At 62.7% G+C, this 17,610-nt stretch carries 19 protein-coding genes; 8 read left to right on the top strand and 11 right to left on the bottom strand.

Annotation, left to right across the window (positions count from 1 at the left end):
- Positions 1-2: 2 nt before the first annotated feature.
- From SINAR_RS0119775 to SINAR_RS0119765, 3 genes are all read right to left on the bottom strand, one after another.
- Positions 3-704: a TIGR02281 family clan AA aspartic protease gene (locus tag SINAR_RS0119775; protein ID WP_028000672.1), complete on the bottom strand. Its 702-nt coding sequence runs from the start codon at positions 702-704 to the stop codon at positions 3-5.
- Positions 701-922: a DUF1289 domain-containing protein gene (locus tag SINAR_RS0119770; protein ID WP_028000671.1), complete on the bottom strand. Its 222-nt coding sequence runs from the start codon at positions 920-922 to the stop codon at positions 701-703. Before SINAR_RS0119770 ends, SINAR_RS0119775 begins: the two co-directional genes overlap by 4 nt.
- A 153-nt stretch (positions 923-1,075) precedes the next feature.
- The gene (locus tag SINAR_RS0119765) at positions 1,076-1,864 is read right to left on the bottom strand and encodes an adenosylcobinamide-GDP ribazoletransferase (RefSeq protein ID WP_028000670.1); all 789 of its coding nucleotides are present in this window, start codon (positions 1,862-1,864) and stop codon (positions 1,076-1,078) included.
- A gap of 137 nt (positions 1,865-2,001) precedes the next feature.
- Between SINAR_RS0119765 and cobT the strand changes: the two genes are divergently transcribed.
- Together cobT and SINAR_RS0119755 are read left to right on the top strand one after the other, a co-directional pair.
- Positions 2,002-3,018 carry a nicotinate-nucleotide--dimethylbenzimidazole phosphoribosyltransferase gene (gene cobT, locus SINAR_RS0119760; RefSeq protein ID WP_028000669.1) on the top strand — a complete coding sequence of 339 codons (1,017 nt, stop codon included), beginning with the start codon at positions 2,002-2,004 and terminating at the stop codon, positions 3,016-3,018.
- A gap of 218 nt (positions 3,019-3,236) precedes the next feature.
- Positions 3,237-3,650 (top strand): diacylglycerol kinase, encoded by a 414-nt coding sequence (locus SINAR_RS0119755; RefSeq protein WP_028000668.1) that lies wholly within the window; start codon positions 3,237-3,239, stop codon positions 3,648-3,650.
- 137 nt (positions 3,651-3,787) lie between these two features.
- Here SINAR_RS0119755 and SINAR_RS0119750 read toward each other — a convergent pair whose 3' ends face one another.
- Entirely contained in the window at positions 3,788-5,323 is a 1,536-nt protein-coding gene (locus SINAR_RS0119750) for a sensor histidine kinase (RefSeq protein WP_028000667.1), read from the bottom strand.
- Positions 5,324-5,469: 146 nt separating this feature from the next.
- Here SINAR_RS0119750 and SINAR_RS0119745 point away from each other — a divergent pair, with 146 nt between their 5' ends.
- From SINAR_RS0119745 to SINAR_RS0119735, 3 genes are all read left to right on the top strand, one after another.
- Positions 5,470-6,189 carry a thermonuclease family protein gene (locus tag SINAR_RS0119745; protein ID WP_028000666.1) on the top strand — a complete coding sequence of 240 codons (720 nt, stop codon included), beginning with the start codon at positions 5,470-5,472 and terminating at the stop codon, positions 6,187-6,189.
- Complete coding sequence (locus tag SINAR_RS0119740) at positions 6,182-6,811, top strand: uracil-DNA glycosylase family protein (RefSeq protein ID WP_028000665.1); 630 nt, start codon at positions 6,182-6,184, stop codon at positions 6,809-6,811. The genes SINAR_RS0119745 and SINAR_RS0119740 overlap by 8 nt, the downstream gene beginning before the upstream one ends.
- Before the next feature lie 64 nt (positions 6,812-6,875).
- Positions 6,876-7,364: an Lrp/AsnC family transcriptional regulator gene (locus tag SINAR_RS0119735; protein WP_003535303.1), complete on the top strand. Its 489-nt coding sequence runs from the start codon at positions 6,876-6,878 to the stop codon at positions 7,362-7,364.
- A 22-nt stretch (positions 7,365-7,386) separates the two neighbouring features.
- Here SINAR_RS0119735 and SINAR_RS0119730 read toward each other — a convergent pair whose 3' ends face one another.
- The 3 genes from SINAR_RS0119730 to SINAR_RS0119720 form a co-directional block, all read right to left on the bottom strand.
- Positions 7,387-8,106, bottom strand: a complete 720-nt coding sequence (locus SINAR_RS0119730; protein ID WP_028000664.1) for a DNA alkylation repair protein — start codon at positions 8,104-8,106, stop codon at positions 7,387-7,389.
- Positions 8,103-8,972, bottom strand: a complete 870-nt coding sequence (locus tag SINAR_RS0119725) for an NAD(P)-dependent oxidoreductase (RefSeq protein WP_028000663.1) — start codon at positions 8,970-8,972, stop codon at positions 8,103-8,105. The genes SINAR_RS0119730 and SINAR_RS0119725 overlap by 4 nt, the downstream gene beginning before the upstream one ends.
- Positions 8,973-9,035: 63 nt before the next feature.
- Positions 9,036-9,863 carry a class I SAM-dependent DNA methyltransferase gene (locus SINAR_RS0119720; protein WP_028000662.1) on the bottom strand — a complete coding sequence of 276 codons (828 nt, stop codon included), beginning with the start codon at positions 9,861-9,863 and terminating at the stop codon, positions 9,036-9,038.
- 292 nt (positions 9,864-10,155) lie between these two features.
- Here SINAR_RS0119720 and SINAR_RS0119715 point away from each other — a divergent pair, with 292 nt between their 5' ends.
- Positions 10,156-10,881 (top strand): DUF2270 domain-containing protein, encoded by a 726-nt coding sequence (locus SINAR_RS0119715; protein WP_028000661.1) that lies wholly within the window; start codon positions 10,156-10,158, stop codon positions 10,879-10,881.
- A 110-nt stretch (positions 10,882-10,991) separates the two neighbouring features.
- On the top strand, positions 10,992-11,696 hold the full coding sequence (locus SINAR_RS0119710) for an SDR family oxidoreductase (protein ID WP_028000660.1): 705 nt from the start codon (positions 10,992-10,994) through the stop codon (positions 11,694-11,696).
- Positions 11,697-11,712: 16 nt separating this feature from the next.
- On the opposite strand, the gene SINAR_RS0119705 is transcribed toward SINAR_RS0119710, so the two are convergent.
- The 4 genes from SINAR_RS0119705 to SINAR_RS0119690 all read right to left on the bottom strand — a co-directional run bounded on the left by SINAR_RS0119705 (position 11,713) and on the right by SINAR_RS0119690 (position 14,828).
- Complete coding sequence (locus tag SINAR_RS0119705) at positions 11,713-11,979, bottom strand: usg protein (RefSeq protein ID WP_028000659.1); 267 nt, start codon at positions 11,977-11,979, stop codon at positions 11,713-11,715.
- A 173-nt stretch (positions 11,980-12,152) separates the two neighbouring features.
- Positions 12,153-12,983, bottom strand: a complete 831-nt coding sequence (locus tag SINAR_RS0119700) for an ABC transporter permease (protein WP_028000658.1) — start codon at positions 12,981-12,983, stop codon at positions 12,153-12,155.
- A complete protein-coding gene (locus SINAR_RS0119695; RefSeq protein ID WP_028000657.1) occupies positions 12,980-13,783 on the bottom strand; it encodes an ABC transporter permease in 804 nt (267 codons plus the stop codon). The genes SINAR_RS0119700 and SINAR_RS0119695 overlap by 4 nt, the downstream gene beginning before the upstream one ends.
- Before the next feature lie 262 nt (positions 13,784-14,045).
- Complete coding sequence (locus tag SINAR_RS0119690) at positions 14,046-14,828, bottom strand: ABC transporter substrate-binding protein (RefSeq protein ID WP_028000656.1); 783 nt, start codon at positions 14,826-14,828, stop codon at positions 14,046-14,048.
- 403 nt (positions 14,829-15,231) lie between these two features.
- Between SINAR_RS0119690 and SINAR_RS0119685 the strand changes: the two genes are divergently transcribed.
- Positions 15,232-17,493: an OmpA family protein gene (locus tag SINAR_RS0119685; RefSeq protein ID WP_028000655.1), complete on the top strand. Its 2,262-nt coding sequence runs from the start codon at positions 15,232-15,234 to the stop codon at positions 17,491-17,493.
- Positions 17,494-17,610 lie beyond the last annotated feature (117 nt).

Here is a 17,610-nt window from a genome sequence, read left to right as displayed (position 1 = left end):
CCTCAATCCCTGAGCCGCAGCTGGTCGCTGCGCATCTGCAGGAAATCGAGTGTCGAAAGGAAGCTCATGCCGAGCAGGCTGCTGTCGAGCCTGCCTTCGGCCGCCACCATGGCACGGATATTCGTTCGCCGGATCGGCCCGATGGCGATTTCCGGCAGGACGACCGGTGCCGCGAGCGCCGGCCCGTTCGCGGTCATGACCGATATCGTATAGGCGAGCGCTGCCACGTCGAGACCGACATTTGCCGCGTCCTCATGGGTGAGCACGACGCTGCTCGCGCCGGTGTCCACAAGCATGTTGACTTCACGCCCGTTGATCGTTGCATCGGCGGTAAAGTGGCCGTCGATCCGCTTATGCAGCACCACTTCCTGCAGACCCTCGCTGTCGGTGATGACCATGGCCCGGCCAGGCATAAGGCCGGCCAGCAGCCGGTCGCCCACCGACTGGAGTTCGAACCGGTAGACATAGAGCGCCACGAGGACGGTCGCGATCAGCAGCCAGATCGCGATCTGCGTCAGCCCTTCGCCGAGCGTTCTGCGGCTTCTGACGATACCGGCCGCAAAAAGCGTTGCCAGCGCGCCGAGAGCTACGAGCTGACCGAAGTCGTCATTGTTCATGCCAAAGGTTCGGCCGGATCCGTGATTGAAGATCAGCAGCACGAGGCCGATACCGAGAATTGCGAGGAGGATGATCAGCCTGTTCATGCGTCGTTTCGTTCTCGGGCCATGCGCGACCGGCGTGTCTCCCGCCGCGGTTTGCGCTCGACCGTTTCCAGTCGTGCCGGCAGGGCCTGCATGATGCTGTGCCGCTCGGTATCGGTGTAGAGCGTCCAGGCGCCGATTTCCTGGCGTGTGCGTCCGCAGCCGAAACAGTAGCCGGTCCTGTCGTCGATCGTGCAGACGAGAATGCAGGGAGATTCCATGATCAGGACAGTGCTCTGCTGGATCACGATGATTCCGGGCCGGATCGGCCTGAAATCATGAACGCGATCGTTTCCATAAGAGCGGAATGCGGGCGGCAAACCGAACACACTTCCTCATCCCGCTCCGGTTTCGTTCGAAAATATATCGGCCTTTCAGATCGCCAGCGCAAGAGCACCCAGAACGGCGATTTCCGTCAGTTGCTGGGTGGCGCCGATCGTGTCGCCGGTATGGCCGCCGAGCTTGCGTTCGGCAAGCCGCGTGAAGCCGGGCACGATAAGTCCGAAAGCACCGAAGGAGAGTAGGACGGCAACAGTCGGGGCGCCGGCGAGGAAAAACAGCACGAGTGCGAGGAGAACGCCAGAGCCGAGGGCAACCGACGTCGCCCGCGCCTCGGGAACGCCCGCCGAGGCAGCCACCCCGCTACGGCGGGCAGGCGGGAGACGGGACCAATGCCAGACCATCGCGGCGCGGCTAAGCGCAGCCGTGGCAAGCACCGCAATTCCGCCGCCCGCCGGCGTCAGCAGCGGCAGAAAGGCGGCAAGCGCCGAAGCTCGAAGCCCGAAGGAAAGAATGAGGGCAACCGCACCGTACGTCCCGATGCGGCTGTCCTTCATGATCTCCAGCGCTCCTTCCCGGTCTCGCCCGCCGCCGAAACCGTCGGCCGTATCGCCAAGGCCGTCTTCATGCAATGCGCCGGTGACCATCGCCTGAGCCGCGACGACGAGAAAGGCGGTAAAGAGCGAGCTCGCATGAAACGCGCCCAGAAGTGCCGCTATCGCGGCGGCGGGAAGGGTGATCAGGATGCCCGCAAGCGGGAAGGCGCGCACGGCGCGGCCGAGCCCGCCGTCATAGCCGCGGAAATATCGATCCGGCAGTGGGATTCGGCTCAAGAACGCAACCGACCGTGCGACGTCGGCCCAGAGTTCGCGAATATCTGTCATCTCGTCTCCCGCACCCGAATCGCCCGGCGTTCCGCGGGATCATGCGAGACGACGGCAAATGGCGCAAATGCCGTTGCCGCGAGCGGTCTCACGCTCTATGACGAGCCCGAACGAGTTTCCTATTGCAAGGGTGATCCATGAGCGCCAGCGGCCTGCCGTTTGATGATTTCCGCGAACTACTGCGCAATCTGCCGGGGCCGGACACGGCGGCACTCGTCGCGGCGCGCGAGCGGGACGGACAATTGACGAAGCCGCCCGGCGCCCTCGGGCGCCTCGAGGAAATCGCCTTCTGGCTTGCCGCCTGGACGGGGCGTTCGCCGGCGGTCAACCGACCGCTGGTCGCGATTTTTGCCGGCAATCATGGCGTGACCCGCCAAGGGGTGACGCCCTTTCCCGCTTCGGTGACGGCGCAGATGGTCGAGAACTTCGCCGCCGGCGGGGCTGCCATCAACCAGATTTGCGTAGCGCACGATCTCGGCCTCAAGGTCTTCGATCTGGCGCTCGATTATCCGACCGGCGACATCACCCAGGAAGCCGCTCTCTCCGAGCGCGACTGCGCCGCGACCATGGCTTTCGGCATGGAGGCGATCGCCGGCGGTACGGATCTTCTGTGCATCGGCGAAATGGGCATCGGCAACACGACGATCGCAGCTGCCATCAATCTCGGCCTTTACGGCGGCACGGCCGAGGAATGGGTCGGCCCGGGAACCGGCTCGGAAGGCGAGGTGCTCAGGCGCAAGATCGCCGCTGTTGAAAAGGCGGTTTCGCTGCACCGCGACCACTTGTCCGATCCGCTGGAAGTCATGCGGAGGCTTGGCGGCCGCGAGATCGCGGCAATGGCGGGCGCAATCCTTGCAGCGCGGATGCAGAAGGTTCCGGTTATCATCGACGGCTACGTCGCGACGGCAGCCGCGGCGATCCTCAAGGCAGCCAATCCGTCAGCGCTCGACCATTGCCTGATCGGCCATGTTTCGAGCGAGCCCGGCCATATGCGGGCGATCGAGAAGCTCGGCAAGACTCCGCTGCTGGCTCTCGGCATGCGGCTCGGCGAGGGCACGGGTGCGGCCCTTGCTGCGGGAATCGTCAAGGCGGCGGCAGCCTGCCACAGCGGCATGGCGACCTTCGCTCAGGCTGGCGTGAGCAATAAGGAGTAGCGCAGGTCGCCCGGCGCGCGCTCCACGCTTGCTGTCGATTGGCCGTCATGCGTGCTAAGCTCGTGTCGCGCAGCTATTGATGCGGGGCGGCTTCTCGCATATCCGGGAAGCGTCGGGTCATTCGGTCGGGTGGTCTCGCAGATGCGGCACTGATGCCGCCTTGGATTCGCCTAAATCGGAACGTCGAAGCTGTGCCCTCTCCCAACCCGCGAGACGAAATGGACGCCAAGAACACAACCTCCCGCAACGGCACTGCCGGGCCCGTCAACAAGCATACCGGCATCCGGCACCTTTTCGCGGCGGCCAGCTATTCCTTCGGCGGTGCCAAGCGTCTGATCGGCGAGGCGGCTTTTCGGCATGAGCTTATCGCCTTCGCCGTCGCGATGGTCGCATTCGCGATCGTCGGAGCCAACCTGTTCCAATATGTCGCCATGGCGATCCTGTTTCTGCTGATGATGGCTTTCGAGGCGATCAATACGGCGATCGAGGAGATCGTCGACCGCGTCTCGCCGGAAATCTCCGAAATGGGCCGGAACGCCAAGGACCTCGGCTCCTTCGCCTGCCTCTGCCTCATTCTCGCCAATGCCGGCTATGCCCTCTACGTGATATTTCTCGCGCGTTTTCTCGGATGATCCGCGACGCCGTCGCTCGTCAACAGGGAGATCCAGCAGCGCCGCGCATGCGGCGGGGAAGAGTCTTTCCAGCCCAATGACTTGGTCTGGCGGGATTCCTGTGACGGGCACAGGAGTGGGGGACGCTCAGCAAGCGTTCAGGCAAAGCTTCTTCGCCGGCGGGTGAGGGAGGGGACGTCCTCGACCGGTGGCAGGCTCTGCAGAACCCGCCGCGGCGGCAGGATGGCGATCGCTTCGGTGCCTTCCCGGAGTTTCGAACGCAGAATGAACTGGCCATTGTGCTTTGCGAGGATCGCCTGGACGATCGGCAGCCCGAGACCGGTGCCCTGCTCGGCGCTCTTGATGGCGATCGAGCCCTGGCCGAAGGCGGACAGGACGATCGGAATTTCCTCTTCCGGAATGCCCGGACCGTTGTCCCGGATCGAAAGATATTGCCCGCCGCCGGCGGTCCAGCCGACCTTCACGGTGACTTCACCGCCCGACGGGGTGAACTTGACGGCATTCGACAGCAGATTGAGGGTCACCTGGCGCATCGCCTTTTCGTCCGCCCAGACCGACGGCATCGCCTGTTCGAACTGCAGGCTGATCGTTATGTTCTTGCCGCGAGCGCGCAGCTGAACCATGCCGATGCAATCCTCGACGATTTCAGCCAGGTTCACCGCATCCTCGCTGAGCTCGTATTTGCCGGCTTCGATCCGCGAAAGGTCGAGAATTTCGTTGATGAGGTTCAAGAGGTGCTCGCCGGAGCGATGGATGTCCAGCGTGTATTCCTTGTACGTCGGATTGCTGAGCGGCCCGAGCACCTCCGTCGACATGACTTCGGAGAAGCCCAGGATCGCATTGAGCGGTGTGCGCAGCTCATGCGACATCGAGGCGAGGAAGCGCGACTTGGCGAGATTCGCTTCTTCCGCGCGGCGGCGGGCCTCGTCCGACATGGACTTCGCCACCTCGAGCTCGGCGATGAGGTCGTCCTTCTCAGACTGGACTGAAAGGATATGGACGTTGGCGCGGTTCATCCTGGCGGTCATGAACGCCAGGAAGACCAGCGAAATCGCCAGAATGCCCGTAAGGCCGATATCGATCGGGTCCCCGGTCGTAAGCGAGGAGAATCCGAGCGCAGCGAGCACTGGTAGAAACGTGTAGTAGAGAGCGTTGCGCAATAGAAAAGTGCCCATGGCGGTGGCCGCAAGAGCAATGAAGAGCACCGTTCCCTCGAAGAGCCCGGAAGCGATGCCGCCGCAGGACGGACAGTCCGGGAGCGTGAAGATCGCCCAGCACAGGCCGGTCAGCATCTGGCCGGCGAGGAAGCGGCGGCGCCAGACGGAGACTTTTTCGGCGGCGACATCCTCGCGCTTGGCCTTTCGCGCGAGCAGGACGGTCACCGCATGCGCCGCCAGGGCCATCAACGCCCAGGCGAGAATAATGGGGTCGCCCGAGAGATGAATGCCGCTGGCCGCGATCAGTATCACGAGTAGGGGCAGGGCCATCGCGCCGTGGAGCACGGACTCGATGTGGAGCAGGAGCATCTCCCGTTCGAAGCCGGATGGTGCCGAAGAGCCGGTCTGCAGCCGCTGTCGCGTCGCGCGAACGGTCTTCGAAACAGCCTTGTTTCGATGGTTCCGCGACTTGTCGACGATGATCTTGTCGGTCGATGTGCTGCCGGCGATGCTCATGCTTCTGGTCAGGATTGCGTTCAGCTTGCACTGTAGGACGCAATCCTTAAGAAGTTGCTGCCCCCATGAAGGATTCGAAAACCATTGTGGCGCGATTGCGGTTTCGGAGCCGGGACGGGTGCAGACAGGACGAGGAGGCGCTGGGCGTGAAGTCGCAGAACCGCAGATTTCGAATTGGCGGCGGCAGCGGTGCAGGCCAGCGCTCCTCGCCAAGACGTTTTGCCTTCGGTCGATCAGGTGTTCCCGCGCCGCGCAGGAGGCCTTCCGGCAGCGGCGGCATGGCCGGCGGCTGGATATTCCTCGTCCTGCTCGGCATCGGCGCCTACGTGGCATCGCAGCTGCCGCCGCCGGAACGCCCGATGACAGGTGAGTTGCGAGGACTGGCGTCGGCCAGTGATGGCGACAGCCTGCGGATCGACGGGCGTCGTATACGCATCGAAGGCATCGATGCCCCGGAGATCGGCCAGATGTGCCGACGCGGGGAGGACGTGTGGGACTGCGGTGCGCAGGCGCGGCAACGGCTGGCGGATCTCGTTGCGGGAGCCATGATCGTCTGTCGCCTTCATGGCCACGACCGTTACGGTCGGGAACTGGGCGTCTGCGCAGCCGATGGGACCGACCTCGGGAGAGAGATGGTCCTCTCCGGTCATGCCGTCAGCTACGGGCTCTACCGCGGCGAAGAGGAAACGGCGCGGGCCGGGCGGTCAGGGCTCTGGGCCGGCGATTTCGTGAGGCCGCAAGAATGGCGGCGCTCGAAGGGCCGAGCGGCCGAGGGTCCGCACCGGGCGACCGGCTGGCTAGAGATCATTCTCGAATGGCTTCAGGAACACGCGAGCGCGATCATGGCGAGGTTCGACATTGACTGAGGAGGACCTGGAGGCGTTACGGGCGGCGATCTCCGCCTGCCGCCGCTGCCGCGACCAGCCGGCGCGCGGCGAGGCTTACCGGCTGCCGCACGAGCCGAGGCCGGTGGCGGTGCTTTCCGCTTCGGCGCGGATATTGATCGCCGGGCAGGCGCCGGGGTTGCGGGTGCATGAAAGCGGGCTTCCCTTCAACGATGCGTCGGGCGACCGGCTGCGGCAATGGCTGTCGGTGGACCGGGCGGCATTCTACAATCCGCAAAACTTCGCCATCGTGCCGATGGGTTTCTGTTTCCCGGGTTACGACAGACATGGCAGCGACCTGCCGCCGAGGGGTGAGTGCGCGCCGCTCTGGCGGCAGAGGGTCATGGATGCCATGCCCCAGATCGAGCTGGTGCTGGCGGTCGGCCGCCATGCGCAGCGTTGGCATCTCGGAAAGCACTGTCCCGGATCCATGACGGAGACGGTACGCGACTGGCAACGCTGCGCGAAAAGCACTTCCGGCGTCTCCGTATTGCCGCTGCCGCATCCGAGCTGGCGCAATACCGGCTGGCTCCGGCGCAATCCCTGGTTCGAGGCCGAGTTGTTACCCTTTCTGCGTGAACGGGTGAGGGCGCTGACGATCTGAAACAATTTTCTTTATTTTCATAAATCCCGCGCTATAGAGGGAAAAATATTCGAGAGGACTTTCGATGGATCGTCTAGACCGCAAGATTCTGCGCCTTTTGCAGGAAGACTCGACCTTGGCTGTGGCCGACCTCGCCAAGAAGGTTGGGCTTTCCACGACGCCATGCTGGCGGCGTATCCAGAAGATGGAAGAGGAAGGCGTGATCCGGCGCCGTGTTGCGCTTCTCGATCCGGTGAAGGTGAACACGAAGGTCACCGTATTCGTGTCGGTGCGCACCAATTCGCATTCGATGGAGTGGCTGCGGCGGTTCTCCGAAGTCGTGGCGGATTTCCCGGAAGTGGTGGAATTCTATCGCATGAGCGGCGACGTGGATTATCTCCTGCGCGTGGTCGTGCCGGATATCGCGGCCTATGATGCCTTCTACAAGCGTCTGATCGCCAAGATTGAGATCCGGGACGTTTCCTCGGCCTTCGCCATGGAACAGATCAAGTATACGACGCAGTTGCCGCTCGATTACATGGTCATCGATCAGGCAAAGTCGAGCGAGGATTAGAAGATCCGGTCGCATCTTCGGGTCAAGCCTGGATTGACGACGTGCTCTCGGGAAGCCCCAGCCGCTGGCGGACCTTGCCGGTCGTCAGCTCGCGCAGCGCATCCTTGCCAGTCCATCGGGCGGCGCGATCCGTGCTTGCCGCGAGTTTTTCCGCGAGCGCCAGGGCGGGGGCGTGGCAAGCGGGGCTGCGCTTGCCGATCTGCCTGAGCGCCCAGTTGACAGCCTTCTTCACGAAATTGCGCTGGTCGGTTGCATGCGTCTCGATCAGCGGCAGCCAGGCAAGCAGCGTCGCATCCGGCTCGTTCTTGAGATGCACGGCGGCTGTTGCGATCATCGCAAAAGCCAGGCGGCGAACGAATTCCCGCTCATCAGCGGCGAATTCGGGAACGAGCACGGCCTCCAGTCGCGCTCCGACGAGGAGATCGGCGACGGTATCCACGACCTCCCAGGAGTCGCAGCTGTCAGCCCATTGCCGCGCCGCCTCAAGCGTCAGCGCCTCCGGGTCCACGGTGAAAGCTGCCAATAGCCGCGCTTCGCGGATGCCTGAGTTCCAGAGGGCCAGCGCGCGGGCATGATCGGTCTTTACCAGGCGGGCGACGCGGCGGAGCTCTACATTTGAGACCCCCAGGGCGGTTTCGATCGCAATGCCGAAGCGCGCCATGCCGGCAATGTTCTCGTCCGAGCCAAGGGTGCGGAGGCGCTTGATGATGTCTTCTGCCGTCGACGCCGGGCCAAGCGTCATTTTTCGAGACGGGCAAGCAGGGAGGACGTATCCCAGCGATTGCCGCCGAGCGCCTGAACTTCGGCGTAGAATTGGTCGACGAGAGCGGTTACCGGCAGCTTGGCGCCGTTGCGCCGGGCTTCGGCGAGGACGATATCCAGATCCTTGCGCATCCAGTCGACGGCGAAGCCGAAGTCATACTTGCCTTCGTTCATGGTCTTGTGGCGATTTTCCATCTGCCAGGAGCCGGCCGCCCCCTTGGAGATCACCTCGATGACTTTCTCGATGTCGAGCCCGGATTTCTTGCCGAAGTGGATTCCCTCGGCAAGTCCCTGAACGAGGCCGGCGATACAGATCTGATTGATCATTTTGGTCAGCTGGCCGGCACCGGCGGGGCCCATCAAGCCGACCATGCGGGCGTAGGCCTCGATAACCGGCTTGGCCCTGTCGAAGGCGCCCGCATCGCCGCCGCACATGACGGTGAGCACGCCATTCTCCGCTCCGGCCTGGCCGCCGGAGACAGGGGCGTCGATGAAATGCACGCCCTTCGCCGCTGCGGCCGCATAGAGCTCGCGCGCAACCTCGGCCGATGCCGTCGTGTTGTCGATGAAGATCGCCCCGGGTGCGATCGTTTCGAAGGCGCCGTTCTCACCGGTGGTAACGGAACGGAGGTCGTCGTCATTGCCGACGCAGGCGAAGACGAAGTCCTGGTCCTTGGCCGCTTCGGCCGGCGTCGCCGCAGTCCCGCCGCCGAATTCGGCCGCCCATTGCTCCGCCTTGGCCGCGGTCCGGTTGTAGACCGTGACCTCATGCCCGCCGCGGGACTTCAGATGACCGGCCATCGGGTACCCCATGACGCCGAGACCGATGAATGCGACTTTGGCCATTTCCTACTCCGTTTGCAGTGGCATGTTCCGGCCGACGATAGCGGCGGCCGCGGCCGGCTGCAATCAGGGTTTGAAACGGGCGATCACCAATTGACCGGCAATCGGCTCGCCTTCCTCCATGCGCACCGTAATGTCGTTGATGTCCACAATCCCGAACCCGGTGGCCGCAAGCCGTTCGCGCAGGTAGGTTTCCGAGTGAGCGAAGCGCTGGTGCGGGCCGACGGCGAAGCCTTGCCCTGCAGGGGTACTCTCTTCCAGGCTCTCACTCGAGAAGATCAGGAGCCCGCCCGGCACCAGATTGTCGACCGCACCGAAGAACAGCGGCTCCAATGCGCCGATATAGGGCAGAACGTCGGTTGCGGCGATCAGGTCGAACGGTTCGTCGTCATTGTCGTCGAGAAAGTCGACCGCCTCTGCGACATAAAGCGTCTCGTAGAGATCCTTCTCGTGGGCGATTTCCACCATGTTTTCCGAAAGATCCACGCCGGTTATGTCCTCGGCCATGTCGCGCAGCGCGCCTCCGGTCAGTCCGGTGCCGCAGCCAAGATCGAGGACCCGCTTGAACGGTCCGAGCCCGAGCGCCTGAATCCGCTGGCGCACCAGAAGCGGTACACAATAGTGGAGCTGGTCGACGAGAACATTGTCGAAGACGTCGGCATGCTGATCGAAAAGCGTTGCGACATAGGCATCCGAAGCCTTGAGTGGCGTCTCGCCGCGCCGCATCGAAGCCAGCCGGACGGCAGCGCCGCCGTGGTCCTCCGGGTCGATTTCCAGCACTTCCCGGTAGGCCGCGGCGGCCGCGTCGAAATGCCCGGACTTTTCCAGGCCAAGCGCGCGGTTATATGCCTCCGCAAGAGCTTCCTCGTCGATCTTTTTGCTTTTCTGCGTCATGGGCGCTTCTTACGACCCCCGGCGGACTTTGACAATCGCCGGTCGCGGTCGTTCCTGTAACTGGCCGATTCAGCTCGATAATAACCTGTTTCTTGCCGGAGCTGGCGAGGGCATCCGGCGCAGGCGGAATCATAGACCTTGCGGCCCGAGGCGAGGGGTCGTCTGAGTCGGTGAATAGGGGGAACATTTGCCTGCGGCAAAGATTTTGTCGAGGTCGGGGCGCGCGCCATTTATCCTCGATCGAAAAGGAGTCATCATTCCGAAAAAGAATGAAAAATCAGGAGGAATGCCGATGTCTGCCGAATTGAGCCCGTTGACATTGGAAACGGAGATGCCGGAGCGCCAGGCGCCGCCTTTGCCGCAGACACCGCAGGAGACGATCAACACGATCATTCATTACTATCGCGGCGAAATCGGGCGTATGGCGGGATGGCGGGACCGCATAGATCGGACTTCGAACTGGGCGATCACCGTCGTCGCGGCGATGCTTTCGGTCTCGCTCTCGACGCCGTCGTCCCATCACGGCGTACTCCTCTTCGCTATGCTGCTCATCAGCCTGCTCCTGCTGATCGAAGCTCGGCGTTATCGGTTCTTCGACGTCTATCGTGCCCGCGTGCGCCAATTGGAGCGCGGCTATTTCGCGCAGATTCTTTGTCCCGAAGGCTCGCCGAGCTTCAAATGGTCGGTGTCGATCGCCAAGAGCCTGCGCCAACCTGCGTTTCTGATGAGCTATCGGGAGGCCGTCTGCCGGCGGCTGCAGCGCAATTATTGCTGGATGTACCTGATCCTGCTCCTGGCCTGGGCCGTCAAGATTTCCTCGCCGAAGATTGCCGCGAGCGGCGAGCCTTTCGGCCATGTCCGCTCCTGGGCCGATGTGGCCGAGAACGCAGCCCTCGGTCCGGTACCGGGCTTTGCAGTGGCGATCGGCGTCGCGCTGTTTTATGCGGTCGTGCTCTACGGTTCGCTGCATAGGGCGACGGGCGCCGGCGAACTGGCTCATGGCGAGGTTCATGTCTGACAAGCTGCGGGCGCGCATTGCTGATGCTGCCTGCAGAAATTCTCATTTGATACCGGCGCGCAGGCCTGCTTCAACTGCGCGTATCGGGGTAAGACCAAATGGAGCGCAAGATGAGCGAACAGAAGGTGGCAATCGTCACAGCCGGCGGTTCCGGTATGGGAGCCGTCGCGGCACGGAGGATGGCAGCGGAGGGTTATCGGGTGGCCATCCTCTCCTCGTCCGGCAAGGGCGAGGCGCTCGCCAGGGAACTCGGCGGCATCGGTGTCACCGGATCGAACCAATCGACCGACGATCTGAAGCGGCTCGTCGATTCGGCCTATGGTGCCTGGGGGCGGGTCGACGCGCTGATCAATTCGGCAGGGCATGGCCCACGGGCTCCGGTGCTCGAACTCACCGACGAGGAATGGCACAGGGGAATGGAGGTCTATTTTCTCAATGTCGTGCGGCCGACCCGTCTGGTGACGCCGATCATGGTGGAGCAGAAATCCGGCAGTATCGTCAATATATCGACCTATGCCGCTTTTGAGCCCGACCCTCTCTTTCCGACATCGGGCGTGTTCCGTTCCGGGCTTGCCGCCTTCACCAAGCTCTTCTCCGACCGGTATGCCGCCGACAACATCCGCATGAACAATGTTCTGCCCGGCTTTATCGACAGCCTGCCGGAGACGGAGGAACGGCGTCAGCGTATACCCATGGGGCGTTACGGAACGTCGGAGGAAGTGGCCGAACTGATCGCACTGCTCGCAAGCGATCGCGGAGGCTATATCACCGGCCAAAACATCCGGATCGACGGCGGGATCACCCGTTCGGTCTGACGCCTCTGAGCGGGCATCAATGAAGGACGAACTCGCCTTTCAGTGCACGCCACTCGGTGGCCGAGATCAGCTTGCGGTGTACGTAACGTACCGAATGCAGCGGGCCGTCCAGCTTCTCCTGCCAGAACTTCAGAAAGCCGCGCATTTCCGGAAAGTCCGGCGCGATGTCGTAGTGCTGCCAGATGTAAGTCTGCAGGAGAGCAGGATGGTCGGGCATCCGATAAAGTATCTGAGCGGTCGTTAGGCCGTAACCCTTGAGCTGCAGTTCCATGTCGTTCGTCATGCGGACCTCACTTTTCACAAAGGTGGTCTCTATGATGAAGCGCTTGATTGCTTAATCAAGCCTTAATGCGCCTCGTGGAAGCGAAAAATCCCGCGCAAAAACAAAGGTTTGGCAGCGGTCAGCAAAGAGTGCTGCCAAAACGCGGCGCAGTCGCAGGCCGCGCCGCATCGCGATCAGCGCTTCAGATGGCGCGTCAGCCGAGCCTCCAGCCAACCCCAGATGTTGCGCAGCAATTCGACCATCAGCAGGTACAGGATCGCTGCCCAGATATACATCTGGTAGTCGAAGGTCCGGGAGAAAGCGCGTCGCGTTTCACCCATGAGGTCGAAGACCGTGACGATCGCCACGATCGCCGAGCCTTTGATCATCAGGATGATTTCGTTGCCGTAGGGACGCAGCGCCACGATCATCGCCTGGGGCAGAATGACCTTGAAGAAGGCGACGCGCTCCGGCAGGCCGAGGGCGGCCGCGCCCTCGCGCTGGCCGCGCGGCACGCTCTCGATGGCGCCGCGCAGGATTTCCGCCTGATAGGCGGCAGTGTTCAGCGTGAAGGTGAAGAGCGCGCAGTTCCAGGCATCGCGGAAGAACCACCAAAGCCCGACGGTTTCGAGTTGCGGACGGAAGCTGCCGAGCCCGTAATAGATGAGGAAGAGCTGTGTGATCAGCGGCGTGCCGCGGAAGAAATAGACATAGACATAGGCAAGCCAGCCCCAAAGCCTGTTCTTCGACATGCGGCCGAGCGCCACGGGCAGCGAAAGAACCGCGCCCATAAGGATCGAGCAGATGACGAGCGTCAGTGTCACGCCGAGGCCGGAGAGAAAACTCGGTCCGTAGCGCGTGAATTTTTCCGGGTCCCAGCCGTTGACGACCGTCAGGAAGATGCCGACTCCAAGGGCCAGCCAGATACCGAGCGCCACGCTGCCGAAAAACCGCGAGAAGGTGTAAGGCTTCGGCGGTGCGGGCGGCGGCGCCTGGGGAGGGATTATGGTTTCGGCAATGCTCATCGGCCCGCCTCCGCGCGTTTGGTCGAACGCTCGAGCGCCGAGAATACGATGGAGGAGACCATCGCCAGGACGAGGAAAAGAATGCAGGCGATGCCGAAGAACTCGAAGGCATGCTTGGTCACGCGCGCCGCAATTCCGGTTTGCCGGAGAATGTCGGGAAGGCCGACGACCGACACGAGGGCGGTATCTTTCAGCAGCGCCATCCAGAGATTGCCGAGGCCGGGCAGCGCGATGCGGACGAGCTGCGGCAGGATGATGAGACGCATCGTCTTGCCCCGATGCAGCCCGAGCGCGTCACCGGCTTCGTACTGTCCCTGGGGAATGGCCTTGAAGGCCGAAAGCAGCACCTCGGAACAATAGGCCGAAAAGACCACTCCGAGTGCGATCATCCCCGCCACGAAGGCGTTGATCTCGACCGCACCCTCATAGCCGACCGTCGCGAGGAACTGCTGAACCAGGATCTGCAGGCCGTAATAGACGATGAAAAGGGTGAGGAGTTCCGGCAAGCCCCGAAAGATCGTCGTATAGATGTTGCCCGCCAGTCGCAGGGATTTTTCCTCGGATCGTTTTGCGAGCGCGACGAAGAAGCCGATGATCAGCCCCACCGGAAGCGTTGCGACCGCCAGGCTGGCGGTGACCAGGAAGCCATAGGCGATTTCATCGCCCCAACCCGCATCGCCGCACGCAAGAAGCGTTCCAGAGCCGAACCAGCGAAAAACCCCTGCAGGACCGCATAGCGGATCGATTATCGCACCGATCCAGGCGAGACCGGAGGAAAGTGCGGCAAACAGTCCGCTCATGCCAATAGTTCCCCGTACCGTTTTTGGCGTCTGCTGCGTGTTTCCTGTAGTCGCAAATAATCGAAGGAAGACATGCAGCAACCTTAAGGGCTGCAGCGCGTCTCTGCGCATCTATAGGATGCGCGGCGCTGCAAACGCTTATTTTCGAGGTTCCTTGTCAAACAAAAACGGCGGAAGGGCAAGCCCGTCCGCCGTTGCATTTTTCTCATCAACCGAGATTTTCCCGGCATTAATGCTTGAATACGCGCAGGAATCCCTGCGATCAGCTGCCGTAGACGTCGAAGGGGAAGTATTTTTCGTTGATTTGCTTGTACTTGCCGTTCGCGCGGATGGCCTCGATTGCCTTGTTGAGTTTTTCGCGTAGGGCGTCGTCGCCCTTGCGCACTGCGATGCCGGCGCCCTCGCCATTGATGACGGGATCGATCGGCAGCGTGCCGAGCAGCTTGCAGCAAGCGCCATCGTCGGTCTTGAGCCACTCGGAGAGCACGACGACGTCGTCGATCGCCGCGTCGATGCGGCCGTTTGCGAGGTCGAGCTTGTATTCATCCGCAGTCGGATAGAGCTTCACCTCCGACTCCTTCATATGCGCTTCCGCATAGTTGGAGTGTGTCGTCGAGCCCTGCGCGCCCAGCAATTTGCCGGAAAGGGCGGCAGCGGTCGCCTCGGTGATCGGCGAGTCCTTCGGCACGACGATTGCCGGTGGCGTATTGTAGTATTTGTTGGTGAAGTCGACCTTCTGCTTACGCTCTTCCGTAATCGACATCGAGGCGACGATAGCATCGAATTTCTTGGCGATCAGCGCCGGAATGATGCCGTCCCAATCCTGCGTCACGAAGGTGCAATCGGCTTTCATCTCTTCGCAAAGCGCCTTGGCGATGTCGATGTCGAAGCCGGTCAGCGTGCCGTCGGACTCGAGATTGTTGAAGGGCGGATAGGCGCCCTCGGTGCCGATCACGACCTTCTCGCCTTCCGCCATGGCAACGCCGGTCATAAGCACGAAAACGGCAGCCGATGCGGTGGCTGCCAGCCGTCTGGAAATACGCATGATGTCCTCTCTGTTGGCTCGGCATCCGGTTCTTCTTGTGTCGCGGATGCCAAATGGCGCCGGGGCTTTTCGCCGCCGGTTGCCGCGATATTCGTACGGTTTTCCTGCAAAAATCAACAGGAAAGCATCGCTGCCCACCGCTTGACGCGAATCACGTCCTTCGATCGTCGCGGCGGTTGCGCGTGAAGATGAACGGGTCGTTCAGGAGCGGTTAATGTCAGCTTCGATAGGCCTTGACGCGGAACCGATCCGCGGCTGCAGCGTTGCGGCTACGGCATTTCGGCCGAGGCAAAAAAGGCCGGACCGCGGATCATGGCCCTGTGACGAGGGCGCCATGGGGGCACCGCGACGGATCGCGGGTGCACACCGGGCGTCAGGACCTCCGAACAAGAGGAAGAAAACAATGTCGATTCGATCCAGACTTTTCGCAACAGTGGCCTTGCCCGTACTTTCGGCTTCCCTGATGATTCAGCCGGCGTTCGCTGACAGCTTGGCCGCACCGTTCGAAGTCGCTCAGGAAGGTGCGGAACAGTCGCCCGAGGATCTGCTGTTGCTGAAGCGCAAGCGGCGCCAGGCCGAGGAGGAGTCCCAGGGACAGGCGCAGGAGCAACAGCCGCAGGCCGAAGAAGAGGCACCTAGACGCAAGAAGCGCCAGCAGCAAGCCGAAGAGCAGCAGCCGGCGGCCGAAGAGCGCGCCCCGCAGCAGGCCGAGGAAGAGGCCCCGAGACGCAAGAAGCGCCAGCAGCAGGCCGAAGAGCAGCAGCCGGCGGCCGAAGAGCGCGCCCCGCAGCAGGCCGAGGAAGAGGCCCCGAGACGCAAGAAGCGCCAGCAGCAGGCCGAAGAGCAGCAGCCGGCGGCTGAGGAGAGCGCCCCGCAGCAGGCCGAGGAAGAGGCCCCGAGACGCAAGAAGCGCCAGCAGCAGGCCGAAGAGCAGCAGCCGGCAGCCGAGGAGAGCGCCCCGCAGCAGGCCGAGGAAGAGGCCCCGAGACGCAAGAAGCGTCAGCAGCAGGCCGAAGAGCAGCAGCCGGCAGCCGAGGAGAGCGCCCCGCAGCAGGCCGAGGAAGAGGCTCCGACGCGCAGGAAGCGCCAGCAGCAGGCGGAAGAGCAGCAGCCGGCGGCCGAGGAGAGCGTCCCGCAGCAGGCCGAGGAAGAGGCCCCGACGCGCAGGAAGCGTCAGCAGCAGGCCGAAGAGCAGCGCCAAACGGACGAACAGAAGGCCGCCGAACAGCCGCGTGCCGAACCTGAAGGCGGTGCAACCGCTGAGCAGCCCGCGACGGAGGCGCCTGCCGAACAGACCGGCGAGGGCGAGCGGCAGCCGCTACCAGGCGCCGAACAACCGGCAACAGCAGAGCAGCAGCGTGAGCAGCCCGAAGGTCAACCGGCTCCCGAAGTCGTCGACGAGCGCACGACGGAAGAGAAGCAGAAGATCGCTGAGGATCCGGCAGCCTCAGACGAGACCGTCGTGCTTCCGGTGGAGAGGGGCGCAGCTGTCCTTGATAGCGACAAGGACGCCGACATCGCCGGTGGCAACCAGGGGCGTGAAGCACGACGCAAGCAGCGCGAGGAACTGCGCGCCAAGCAGGAGAGCGTAGAACCGCCGGCCGACGATGCGTCAGCACAGGCGGCGATTCCGGCCGAAGTCAGGGAAGAGATTCCCCAGAAGATCGAGGCTGCGCTCAGCGAAGAGGGCGAGCGCGTTGAAGAAGCTCCGACCTTCGCCGTGCCGCAGACGACGAACATCGTCAACAACACCATCATAAACAATACGGTCAACAACACGACCATCAATAACATCACCGAGAACAATGTGACGGAAGTGCGCGTCGTCGAAGAGGTCGACAATCGTGTCATCCTCGGGGTTGGCGATCGCATCTTCGTGCGCGGCGACGACCGGCCGCGTCTGCGCCTGAATTCGGAGGAGAGCTACTACGAGAATCTTTCGCGAGGCCGCGTTCGCGAGACGATCGTTCGCCCGGGCGGCTATCGGATCGTCACCATCTACAACCAGTATGGGGACATCCTGACGCGCACGCGCGTCGATCGTGACGGCAACGAATACGTCATGATGTACGCGCCGGAATATGAAGAAGACCGGCCAACTATCGTCGACGTGGGTTACGACCTGCCGCCGATGCGTCTGACGATACCGGTGGACGAATATATCGTCGATGTCGCCGAGGATCCGGATCGGGACTATTACGAGTTCCTGTCCGAGCCGCCGGTAGAGAGGGTCGAGCGGGTCTACACCATCGATGAGGTCCGCCACTCCGCTCGCCTGCGCGACAAGGTTCGTCGTGTCGATCTCGACACCATCACCTTTGCAACGGGAAGCGCCGAAGTGTCGATGTCGCAGGCGAAGACCATGCGCAAGGTCGCGGAAGCGATGAACAAGATCCTGGACAAGGATCCGGGTGAAACCTTCTTTATCGAAGGTCACACCGATGCCGTCGGCAGCGACCAGTCCAATCTCGTCCTGTCCGACGAGCGTGCCGAATCGGTAGCGGTGCTCCTGACCGAGGTCTATGGGATCCCGGCTGAAAATCTCGTCACCCAGGGCTATGGCGAACGATTCCTCAAGATCCGGACCGATGGGCCGGAGCAGGAGAACCGGCGCGTCACGATCCGCCGCGTAACGCCGCTGGTCCGCCCGGTGGCGCAACGGTAAGCATCGACCGCTACAGACCTCCCTGGAGGTGCTCCAAGAACTGAGATCGGGGTCGGGAAACCGGCCCCGATTATCCGAGTCACGGGTTATGAATCACTCGACATGGTGCTGTCCGCC

This window comes from Sinorhizobium arboris LMG 14919, from assembly GCF_000427465.1.
In the GTDB taxonomy this organism is placed as follows: domain Bacteria; phylum Pseudomonadota; class Alphaproteobacteria; order Rhizobiales; family Rhizobiaceae; genus Sinorhizobium; species Sinorhizobium arboris.
Note: the sequence above shows the minus strand (reverse complement) of the source record. Positions and strands in the feature narration are given on the sequence as shown.

What these genes read in the sequence shown, in the direction of transcription:
- SINAR_RS0119735 (WP_003535303.1), top strand. Translation starts at nt 6,876, where the DNA reads ATGGATCGTCTAGACCGCAAGATTCTGCGCCTTTTGCAGGAAGACTCG.
- SINAR_RS0119750 (WP_028000667.1), bottom strand. Translation starts at nt 5,323, where the DNA reads ATGAGCATCGCCGGCAGCACATCGACCGACAAGATCATCGTCGACAAG.
- SINAR_RS0119725 (WP_028000663.1), bottom strand. Translation starts at nt 8,972, where the DNA reads ATGGCCAAAGTCGCATTCATCGGTCTCGGCGTCATGGGGTACCCGATG.
- SINAR_RS0119700 (WP_028000658.1), bottom strand. Translation starts at nt 12,983, where the DNA reads ATGAGCATTGCCGAAACCATAATCCCTCCCCAGGCGCCGCCGCCCGCA.
- SINAR_RS0119690 (WP_028000656.1), bottom strand. Translation starts at nt 14,828, where the DNA reads ATGCGTATTTCCAGACGGCTGGCAGCCACCGCATCGGCTGCCGTTTTC.
- SINAR_RS0119715 (WP_028000661.1), top strand. Translation starts at nt 10,156, where the DNA reads ATGTCTGCCGAATTGAGCCCGTTGACATTGGAAACGGAGATGCCGGAG.
- SINAR_RS0119720 (WP_028000662.1), bottom strand. Translation starts at nt 9,863, where the DNA reads ATGACGCAGAAAAGCAAAAAGATCGACGAGGAAGCTCTTGCGGAGGCA.
- SINAR_RS0119705 (WP_028000659.1), bottom strand. Translation starts at nt 11,979, where the DNA reads ATGACGAACGACATGGAACTGCAGCTCAAGGGTTACGGCCTAACGACC.
- SINAR_RS0119730 (WP_028000664.1), bottom strand. Translation starts at nt 8,106, where the DNA reads ATGACGCTTGGCCCGGCGTCGACGGCAGAAGACATCATCAAGCGCCTC.
- SINAR_RS0119765 (WP_028000670.1), bottom strand. Translation starts at nt 1,864, where the DNA reads ATGACAGATATTCGCGAACTCTGGGCCGACGTCGCACGGTCGGTTGCG.
- SINAR_RS0119685 (WP_028000655.1), top strand. Translation starts at nt 15,232, where the DNA reads ATGTCGATTCGATCCAGACTTTTCGCAACAGTGGCCTTGCCCGTACTT.
- cobT (WP_028000669.1), top strand. Translation starts at nt 2,002, where the DNA reads ATGAGCGCCAGCGGCCTGCCGTTTGATGATTTCCGCGAACTACTGCGC.
- SINAR_RS0119710 (WP_028000660.1), top strand. Translation starts at nt 10,992, where the DNA reads ATGAGCGAACAGAAGGTGGCAATCGTCACAGCCGGCGGTTCCGGTATG.
- SINAR_RS0119695 (WP_028000657.1), bottom strand. Translation starts at nt 13,783, where the DNA reads ATGAGCGGACTGTTTGCCGCACTTTCCTCCGGTCTCGCCTGGATCGGT.
- SINAR_RS0119755 (WP_028000668.1), top strand. Translation starts at nt 3,237, where the DNA reads ATGGACGCCAAGAACACAACCTCCCGCAACGGCACTGCCGGGCCCGTC.
- SINAR_RS0119770 (WP_028000671.1), bottom strand. Translation starts at nt 922, where the DNA reads ATGGAATCTCCCTGCATTCTCGTCTGCACGATCGACGACAGGACCGGC.
- SINAR_RS0119775 (WP_028000672.1), bottom strand. Translation starts at nt 704, where the DNA reads ATGAACAGGCTGATCATCCTCCTCGCAATTCTCGGTATCGGCCTCGTG.